The organism is Helicobacter pylori, assembly GCF_014498195.1.
Taxonomy (GTDB): Bacteria; Campylobacterota; Campylobacteria; order Campylobacterales; family Helicobacteraceae; genus Helicobacter; species Helicobacter pylori_DO.
In genome coordinates, this window is the sequence record NZ_JACTGH010000007.1 from 90787 (window position 1) to 97521 (window position 6735).

The following is a 6735-nucleotide window of genomic DNA, read 5'->3' on the forward strand; positions in this document are numbered from 1 at the left end:
AGGAAATATCATGGTAAAAGAAGTCAAAACACTCAAAGGTTTTAGCCAAAGCGCTGAGAAATTTCAAGGCTCGCACTTGCTTTGCCCGGGTTGTGGGCATGGCATTATTGTGCGCGAAGTTTTAAACGCTGTAGATGGGCCTATTGTTTTAGGCAATTCTACCGGTTGTTTAGAGGTATGCTCGGCTGTGTATCCTCACACTTCATGGGATGTGCCTTGGATTCATATTGGTTTTGAAAATGGCTCTACGGCGATTTCAGGGGTGGAAGCGATGTATAAAGCGCTAGTGAATAAGGGCCGCTATCAAGGTCAAAAACCAAAATTTGTGGCGTTTGGGGGCGATGGGGCTAGTTATGATATTGGTCTTCAATTCATCAGCGGTTGCATGGAAAGAGGGCATGACATGACTTACATTTGCCTAGATAATGAAAACTACGCCAATACCGGCGGTCAAAGAAGCGGCTCTACGCCATTAGGGGCTAGCACTTCTACCACGCCATCAGGATCGGTGAGCTTTGGTAAAAAAGAAAAGAAAAAAGACATCGTCAATATCATGGCAAGCCATGGGGTTCCTTATGTGGCGCAACTCTCGCCTAACAAATGGAAAGACATGAACAAAAAGATTAAAACCGCGCTAGACACTGAAGGGCCTTGCTTCATCAACGCTCTTAGCCCATGCACGACTGAATGGAAATTTGAATCCAATAAAACCATTGAATTAGCGGATATGGCTGTGGATAGCTTGATGTTCCCCCTATTTGAAATCTTTAATGGCAGGGAATTAAAAATCACTTACCGCCCCAGAAATATCATTCCTGTAAGGGATTATTTAGGGGCACAAAAACGCTTCAAACATCTTTTCAAAAAAGAAAACGAACACATTATTGAAGAATTGCAAAAAGATGTGAATGAGCGTTGGGAATACTTGCAACGCAGAGAAGAAGCTAAAGTATAACCCTTTAATTAAATCAAGGGGCTTTCTTGCACCTTGTGCGATTTTCCCCCTTGATTCTTTAAACCCCTTTAAAGTAACATAAATCCCATTTTGATTGTAAGGATTGTCCGGTGTTAGAACGCTATGCGAATGAAGAAATGAAAGCCCTATGGAATGAGCAAACCAAGTTTGAAACTTATTTGGAAGTGGAAAAAGCTGTCGTTAGGGCGTGGAACAAGCTTGGGCAAATCCAAGATAGCGATTGTGAAAAAATCTGCTTAAAAGCGGCATTCAATCTTGAGCGCATCAAAGAAATTGAAAAAACCACTAAGCATGATTTAATCGCCTTCACTACTTGCGTGGCTGAAAGCTTGGGCGAAGAATCCCGCTTTTTTCATTATGGGATCACTTCTAGCGATTGCATTGATACGGCTATGGCGCTATTGATGACCAAAAGCTTAAAACTCATTCAAAAAGGCGTTCAAAACCTCTATGAAACCCTTAAAAACAGAGCTTTAGAGCATCAAGACACGCTAATGGTAGGCAGAAGCCATGGGGTGTTTGGCGAACCCATTACTTTTGGCTTAGTGTTAGCCCTTTTTGCTGATGAAATCAAACGGCATTTAAAAGCCTTAGATTTAACGATGGAATTTATCAGCGTGGGAGCGATCAGTGGGGCTATGGGGAATTTCGCGCACGCCCCCTTAGAATTAGAAGAATTAGCGTGCGAATTTTTAGGCTTAAAAACCGCCAATATCAATAATCAAGTCATTCAAAGAGACCGCTACGCTAGGCTTGCATGCGATCTGGCTCTTTTAGCGAGCAGTTGTGAAAAAATCGCTGTCAATATCCGCCATTTGCAACGCAGTGAAGTCTATGAAGTGGAAGAAGCTTTTTCAACAGGGCAAAAAGGAAGCTCTGCGATGCCTCACAAAAGAAACCCCATATTGAGCGAGAATATCACCGGGCTTTGCAGGGTGATTCGCTCTTTTACGACCCCCATGCTAGAAAATGTCGCCTTATGGCATGAAAGGGACATGAGCCATAGCTCTGTGGAGCGTTTTGCGCTGCCCGATCTGTTTATCACTAGCGATTTTATGCTCAGCCGCTTGAATGGCGTGATTGAAAATCTGGTGGTTTATCCTAAAAACATGCTTAAAAATTTAGCTTTGAGTGGGGGGCTAGTCTTTTCGCAACGGGTGTTATTGGAATTGCCTAAAAAAGGTTTGAGCCGAGAAGAAAGCTATTCTATCGTGCAAGAAAATGCGATGAAAATATGGGAGGTTTTGCAACAAGGCGCTTTTAAAAACGCTGATGAAAATTTGTTTTTAAACGCTCTACTCAACGATGAACGCTTGAAAAAATATTTGAGCGAAGATGAAATCAAAGCATGTTTTGATTACAATTATTACACTAAAAATGTGGGGGCGATTTTTAAAAGGGTGTTTGAATAAGGCGCGTTTTTACAAAAACAAAACTATAAAATAAGCGCTAAAAAATTGAAGTTTTAAGGGGTTTTTTGAAACGAGCGTTATACTTAATTTTAGGGCTTTTTTGCGCGCTTAATGCAAAGGGTTTTAAAGATGTTTTGACTAAAGGGGATTACACTTTTTTTAATAAAAAGGTGGTTTCGCCCATTAAACGCTATGCGGATCAATCGGCGTTTTATTTGGGGTTTGGGTATCAGTTAGGGAGCATTCAGCACAACTACAGCAACTTGAATTTATCCCAACAATTCAATAAAAGCCAAATCATTTTTAGCGATGGCTTAAGCCTTGTTTTTAAAAATTCGTATGTGTCTAATGGCCTTGGCGTTCAGGTGGGCTATAAATGGGTGGGTAAGCATGAAGAAACGAAATGGTTTGGATTTAGGTGGGGGCTGTTTTATGATTTGAGCGCCTCTCTTTATGGACAAAAAGAATCGCAGTCTATTATCATTTCCACTTACGGCACTTATATGGATTTATTATTGAACGCTTATAATGGGGATAAGTTTTTTGCCGGGTTCAATCTGGGGATTGCTTTTGCCGGGGTGTATGACAAATTGAGCGATGCGTTATTGTATCAAGCACTTCTTTTAGACACTTTTGGCGGGAAAGTGGATCCAAATGGTTTCCAGTTTTTGGTAAATTTAGGGGTTCGTTTAGGGAATAAGCGCAACCAATTTGGCTTTGGGATTAAAGTCCCTACTTATTATCTTAACCACTATTATTCCATGAATAACATTAGCAATAATAGTGGAAATGTCCTAAAGGTTTTACGATTTTTAGAATACGGGATCAACAGCTTGTTATACCAAGTTGATTTCAGGCGCAATTACTCGGTTTATTTCAACTACACTTATAGTTTTTAAAGTGCAGTTTTTAAGAGATAGTTTTTAAAGCGTTCTTAATTGAGCGATTTCGTCTCTCAAACGCATCGCTTCTTCAAAATCCAAATTCTTCGCGCATTCTCGCATTTTTTTATCCAGTTCTTTAATGATTTTTTCCCTTTCACTTTTAGGCATTTTGTCCTTTTTTAAGGCTTTAGCGATTCTAATTTCATCGTCTCTTAATTTCAATTCCTCTTCTAAAGCGCGCGTAACGGTTTTGGGGGTGATATTATGAATTTTATTAAACTCTTCTTGCTTAGCGCGCCTGTAACTAGTGATCTCAAAGGCTTTTTGCATGCTTTGAGTGATCTTTTTAGCGTATAGTAAAACCTTGCCATTAGCGTTTCTAGCGGCTCGCCCCATGGTTTGAATGAGGCTTGTTTCACTCCTTAAAAACCCTTCTTTATCCGCATCCATGATCGCTACTAAAGAAACTTCAGGCAAATCTAGCCCCTCTCTTAAAAGATTGATCCCTATTAAAATGTCAAATTCTTTAAGCCTTAAAGAGCGGATGATGTGATTTCTTTCAATCGCATCAATTTCACTATGCATGTAACGCACCTTTAAGCCCCATTCAGCATAATATTTACACAATTCTTCTGCCATTTTTTTAGTGAGCGTGGTGATGAGCACCCTTTCACCTCTAGCCACCACTAGCTTGATTTCATCAAATAAATCCTGGACTTGCTTATCGCTGTCTCGCACTTCAAATTTGGGGTCTAAAAGCCCTGTAGGGCGAATGATTTGCTCAGCGACATTCTTTTGAGAAAGCTCTAATTCTAGCTTATTGGGCGTAGCGGACACAAAAAGGAACTGGCAATTTTTATGGATAAATTCATCAAACTTTAAAGGGCGGTTGTCTAAAGCGCTAGGCAATCTAAAACCATATTCCACTAAAACGCTTTTCCTGCTCATATCCCCTGCATACATCCCCCCAAATTGCGGCAAACTCACATGGCTTTCATCTACAATGACTAAAAATTCCCGATCAAATATCCCTAAATAATCAAACAAGCAAAAAGGCGTTTCGTTAGGGGCTTTACCGGTGAAATGGCGCGCGTAATTTTCAATGCCCTTACACACACCGGTTGCGCTAATCATTTCTAAATCATGCTCGGTGCGTTGTTTGAGGCGGTTGTATTCAAGCATTTTATCCTGCTCTTTAAAAAATTTCAATCTTAGAGCGAGTTCGTCTTCAATGCTTTTAATGGCTAAATTCAACCTCTCGCTCCCTACAGCAAACTGACTGGCCGCATAAAGCATGACAGAATCCAAGCGCTTGATTTCATTTCTTTCTAAAGCGTCAAAGACCGCAATCCTTTCTATCTCATCGCCAAAAAATTCAATCCTAATAAATTCAGCGTCATTATAAGCGGGGAAAATATCCACGCATTCCCCCATCGCTCTAAAGCTCCCCCTATCAAACACCACTTCATTACGGCTATAACCCATTTCCACTAGCTTTAATAAAAAGCTCTTGTAAGCGCGTTTCTCGCCCACTTTGATTTTTTCCATGACTTTTAAATATTCTTCAGGGTTACCCAAACCATAATTAGCCGAAACGCTCGCTATCACGATCACATCATCATAACCTAAAAGTGAGGTGGTCGCGCTCAATCTCAAACGCTCTAAATCATCATTAATAGAGCTGTCTTTTTCAATGAATAAATCCCTCCTAGGGATATAGCTTTCAGGCTGGTAGTAATCAAAGTGGGAGATAAAATACTCCACCCTATTATGCGGGAAAAACGCCTTAAACTCGCTATAAAGCTGTGCGCATAAGGTCTTATTATGGCTCATGATCAAAGCGGGTTTATTGGTTTGAGCGATGATATTGGCCATCGTGTAAGTCTTACCGCTCCCTGTAACCCCCACTAGAGTTTGATAATGGTTGTTATTTTTCAAGCTTTTTGTTAAAGCTTCTATGGCTTGGGGCTGATCGCCTGCTGGTGGATAAGGGCTTTTTAAATCAAATAAAGGCATCTTTAAAACTCGCATTTTTTAGGGGTATTATAGTAGGTTTTTAACACGCCTTATTCAATCTCAAAAAAATCAATGTTTTGATAATGATCGTCTTTTAGCTTCGTTAATGTTAGTTATCGCTTGCGTTTCTTTGGTGCTTATTTGCGTTGTAGCGTTTTCTTTCGCTTCGTTAATGTTAGTTATCGCTTGCGTTTGATTAGCGCTTATTTCATTATTAGCGGTTGTTTTCGCTTGGGTGATTGCTTCAAGGCTTGCGGTTTTGTTTTCTGTGATTTGGTTGTTAGCGTTATCTCGTGCGTTATTTAAAAAGATCTGATAACTCGTTAAAAGCCTAGTAGTGGTTTCTATCAATTGATTTTCTAGCTTTTTAATCTCGCTTTTGATGTTTTCCGTGTTAGCGTTTAAAGTAGCGGTTACTTCTTGCTCGTTAGCATGCATGCTCGTATTAAACTCGCTAAAAAAGCGCTCGTATTCTTTCATTTTATTTTTTAAGCTCTCGCCGGCGTTACTCAGCCATTCAATGGAGTTTCTTAAACTGCTATCAATTTCATTCGCGTTTTTGAAAAAATCCAAACTCAAAAGCACCTCTAAAATCCTAACCATGCCTTTAAGGCTTAGCTGTATTTGATCGGTAAAAAGCGCGTTACTATGTAAAGCGTTTTGTAATTGCTTTAAAAGCTCGTTAGTGATTTCTTTAACCTGTGGCTGTTCGGTGATTTCTAAAGCGCTATTAGGTAGATTAGGGTAATTTATCATTTTAACACTCCTTGACTTTTTCAATTTTTTGTTTTATAGTTTCAATGCAAGCCCACTTCATCGGCTTATTCTTTAAGCGTTCTTGCCTGCGGAATGAAAGAGTGGATAATGTCCGCCTTGTCAATCTCTGCTTTAATGTAAATTGGTTTAACTTTTAATCCTATTATAAGCTTACTATCATTATCTTGCGTAACTAAAAAATAATAAATCGTTTTAGGATCGCCTTGGAAGGCTTTGATATGCTCTTTTTTTACTTCCTTACCTTGCTCTTTGAAAATAAGCGTAATATCGGGTTCTTTTAAGGTAGGTTCTACTAAATGCAAATAAGCTAATCGGTGCGCGCTGTCAGGCTTGCTTTGTAAATGTTTAATGAAATTTTCTTTATTTTTAACGCCGTTAAAAGCGTTTAAAAAGTTCTCGGTGTCAATCTCTTTTGGTAATGGTGTAGGCTTGATAGCGTTCAAATCTTTCAAAAACGCTTCTTTGTCTTCTATGACTTTAAAGGCTCGTTCTTTAATCCCTTTCTCTGTTTCTTCTGCACTCTTTTTACTAACTTCTTTACTGCCTTTCTCGCTCTCTTTTTGCATGTCTTTAATAGCTTCTATCAAGCGCTTTAAGGTAGGGTTATTTTCGTTTGGCTCTCTATTGACCATTAAAAGGTAATGCGTGAAATCGTAAATATCAATGTCCT

General features: G+C 39.4%; 5 protein-coding genes and 1 pseudogene. 3 read left to right on the top strand and 3 right to left on the bottom strand.

Annotated features, from left to right (window positions below; all coding sequences use genetic code 11):
• The first annotated feature begins 10 nt into the window (after window positions 1-10).
• From H7N67_RS04600 to H7N67_RS04610, 3 genes are all read left to right on the top strand, one after another.
• On the top strand, window positions 11-955 hold the full coding sequence (locus H7N67_RS04600) for a thiamine pyrophosphate-dependent enzyme (RefSeq protein ID WP_000238169.1): 945 nt from the start codon (window positions 11-13) through the stop codon (window positions 953-955).
• A gap of 110 nt (window positions 956-1065) precedes the next feature.
• The gene (gene purB, locus H7N67_RS04605; RefSeq protein WP_187939209.1) at window positions 1066-2388 is read left to right on the top strand and encodes an adenylosuccinate lyase; all 1323 of its coding nucleotides are present in this window, start codon (window positions 1066-1068) and stop codon (window positions 2386-2388) included.
• Between the two features lie 65 nt (window positions 2389-2453).
• Window positions 2454-3287, top strand: a complete 834-nt coding sequence (locus tag H7N67_RS04610; RefSeq protein WP_187939210.1) for an outer membrane protein — start codon at window positions 2454-2456, stop codon at window positions 3285-3287.
• Window positions 3288-3311: 24 nt separating this feature from the next.
• Here the strand turns inward: H7N67_RS04610 and uvrB are convergent, their stop codons facing one another.
• The 3 genes and pseudogenes from uvrB to H7N67_RS04625 form a co-directional block, all read right to left on the bottom strand.
• A complete protein-coding gene (gene uvrB, locus H7N67_RS04615) occupies window positions 3312-5288 on the bottom strand; it encodes an excinuclease ABC subunit UvrB (RefSeq protein WP_187939211.1) in 1977 nt (658 codons plus the stop codon).
• A gap of 69 nt (window positions 5289-5357) precedes the next feature.
• Entirely contained in the window at window positions 5358-6044 is a 687-nt protein-coding gene (locus H7N67_RS04620; protein ID WP_187939212.1) for an ATP synthase subunit B family protein, read from the bottom strand.
• 65 nt (window positions 6045-6109) lie between these two features.
• A pseudogene (locus H7N67_RS04625) lies at window positions 6110-6735 on the bottom strand (DUF3519 domain-containing protein); the annotation flags it as partial.

What these genes read in the sequence shown, in the direction of transcription:
- H7N67_RS04600 (WP_000238169.1), top strand. Translation starts at nt 11, where the DNA reads ATGGTAAAAGAAGTCAAAACACTCAAAGGTTTTAGCCAAAGCGCTGAG.
- uvrB (WP_187939211.1), bottom strand. Translation starts at nt 5,288, where the DNA reads ATGCCTTTATTTGATTTAAAAAGCCCTTATCCACCAGCAGGCGATCAG.
- H7N67_RS04620 (WP_187939212.1), bottom strand. Translation starts at nt 6,044, where the DNA reads ATGATAAATTACCCTAATCTACCTAATAGCGCTTTAGAAATCACCGAA.